General features: G+C 63.5%; 2 protein-coding genes. Both read left to right on the plus strand.

Annotated features, from left to right (window positions below):
• The first annotated feature begins 161 nt into the window (after positions 1-161).
• Positions 162-803: a hypothetical protein gene (locus tag ACH2DW_RS15240; RefSeq protein WP_394930597.1), complete on the plus strand. Its 642-nt coding sequence runs from the start codon at positions 162-164 to the stop codon at positions 801-803.
• Between the two features lie 117 nt (positions 804-920).
• On the plus strand, positions 921-2577 hold a 1657-nt coding region (locus ACH2DW_RS15245), incomplete at its 3' end, for a flavin-containing monooxygenase (protein WP_394930598.1).

Genomic DNA, 2577 nt, shown 5'->3' on the forward strand with positions numbered 1-2577 from the left:
TGCAGCCGGACGCGCAACTCGCTGGGGTTCGCATCAACGAACTCGCGGCGTTTGCGCTGCACTGAGGACGTCCCCACGGCAATGCCGACCACTGCCGCGCCAACGACGCCTGCGAGGCCAACCCACTTCCAGATGCGCATGGATGAGTACCGTAGGTGGTGATGACCACCGAACGGCACACTGCAACACCGTTCGAGGAAGCTGCAGCGCTGGCTCGCACCGGCGATGTGTGGCTGTTCCGCGGATCATCAGCTGCCGACCGTGCAATCAGGGCAGCGACCAACAGCCCCGTCAATCATGTCGGCATGGTCATTGCCCTCGACGACCTGCCGCCTCTGCTGTGGCACGCTGAGCTCGGTCGGACAATCCCAGACGTGTGGGCAGGCATCACCCACCGAGGCACGCAGCTCCACCGACTCGCGGACGCTGCCGGCCAGTGGCACCACCGGTATGGCCAGGAGGCGTGGACGCGTCAGATCGATATCGACGTGACCACGGAGATGGAAGATTCGATCCTCCACACGATCGACGAACTCGACGGACGGACCTTTCCAGGAACCAAGGCACTCGCGACGGGCTGGATCAAAGGTCGGGTGCATCGGCGCACCAAGCCCGAGCAGTTGTTCTGCGCCGAGGTGGTGGCAATCACCTACGAGCGGATGGGACTCCTCACAGAGACTCGCCCGCCGAACTGGTACGACCCGGGCAAGTTCTGGAGCGGCGACCACCTGGAGTTGAACGGCGCCACGCTGGGCCCCGAGATCGCCGTCGACAACATCCCGCCGTTCGATTTCGAGACCTGAACCGGTCTGAGCCGCCGCTGATCGGTTCCCGGTCTCGCGGGAGCGAGCGCGCTCCGCGTCTTTCCCAGCGCGCTCGGGGCGCGACACTGCATGGAGGACGTATCGAAGGGGATCGACATGACCGAGAGCACAACCAATGTGGATGTGGTGATCGTTGGCGCCGGTTTTGCCGGGATGTACCAACTGAAGCGGATGCGTGACGCCGGGTTCTCCGCGATCGTCATCGAAGCCGGTGACGGCGTTGGTGGCACGTGGTATTGGAATCGCTACCCCGGTGCGCGCTGCGACATTCTGACGGTCGACTACTCCTACAGCTGGGATCCAGAGCTTGAGACAGAATGGACTTGGTCCGAGCGGTACGCCACCCAGCCCGAGATTCTGGAGTACGCCAACTTCGTTGCCGACAAGCACGATCTGCGGCGCGACATCCGGTTCGACACGCGAGTGGAGTCTGCATCGTGGGACGACGGCGCGAACCGCTGGACGGTCAGCACGTCGGCTGGAGACATCATCGCCAAGCACTACGTGATGGCCACCGGCTGCCTGTCAGTCCCGAAGGTGCCCGATGTGCCAGGCGCCGGCCGTTTTCAAGGCGAGGTGTACATGACCGGAAGTTGGCCGCACGAGGACGTCGACTTCACCGGCAAGCGCGTTGCCGTGATCGGCACCGGCTCGTCTGGCATCCAGTCGATCCCCATCATCGCCGAGCAGGCAGCGCAGCTCACCGTCTTCCAGCGCACGCCCAACTTCTCGATTCCGGCCCATCACGGCCCCATCGCCGAGGACCGACTGGTCGAATACCGCAAGGACCCCGCCGCATATCGGGCCGAGGCAAAGGTCTCGCGGATCGGTGTGCCGTTTGTGCCAATCTCCGAGATCAGCGCGCTCGAGGTCAGCCACGACGAGCGCATCGCGGCGTACGAAGAGACATGGGAGCGTGGCGAACTGGGCCACTTGTCGCCCTATAGCGATCTCGGCATCAACGCCGAGGCGAACGACACGATGCGGCAGTTCATCCACGGCAAGATTCGCGACATCGTCGACGATCCCACCGTCGCAGAGACGCTGTGTCCGACCAACCACTACTTCGCCACCAAGCGGCCGTGTCTCGACACCGGGTACTACGAGACCTACAACCGCGACAATGTGCGGCTCATCAATCTGCAGCGCGATCCGATCGCCACCATCACCGAGACCGGCATCGACACGAGTGAGTCGATGGAGTTTGACGCGATTGTGTTCGCTACCGGCTTCGATGCGATGACCGGAGCAATCGTCGGCGTCGACATCACCGGACGCGGCGGGGAGTCATTACGTGATGCCTGGGTTGAGGGACCCATGACGTACCTCGGGTTGATGACGGTCGGGTTCCCGAACCTGTACATGATCACGGGGCCCGGCAGCCCGTCGGTGCTGTCGAACATGATGGTGTCGATCGAGCAGCACGTTGACTGGATTTCGGACCTGATCGAACACATGCGGTCAGAAGGCTTGGATTCGATCGAGCCAACCCAGCTTGCCCAGGAGCGCTGGGTGCAGCACAGCAATGACATCGCCAACCTCACGCTGCTCCCCACGGCGAATTCCTGGTACATGGGCGCCAACGTGCCGGGCAAGCCCTCGGTCTTCCTCCCGTATCCCGGTGGCGTCGGCGCCTACCGTGCGATCTGCGACGAAGTCGTGGCGAACGGGTACTTCGGGTTCGCGCTGTCCGGAGCCGACGGGACGTCAACAAACGACGGAGTGATCCGCGGTGTGAAGCCGGACGTGGCGA

This window comes from uncultured Ilumatobacter sp. (assembly GCF_963980585.1).
GTDB lineage: Bacteria > Actinomycetota > Acidimicrobiia > Acidimicrobiales > Ilumatobacteraceae > Ilumatobacter_A.

What these genes read in the sequence shown, in the direction of transcription:
- ACH2DW_RS15240 (WP_394930597.1), top strand. Translation starts at nt 162, where the DNA reads ATGACCACCGAACGGCACACTGCAACACCGTTCGAGGAAGCTGCAGCG.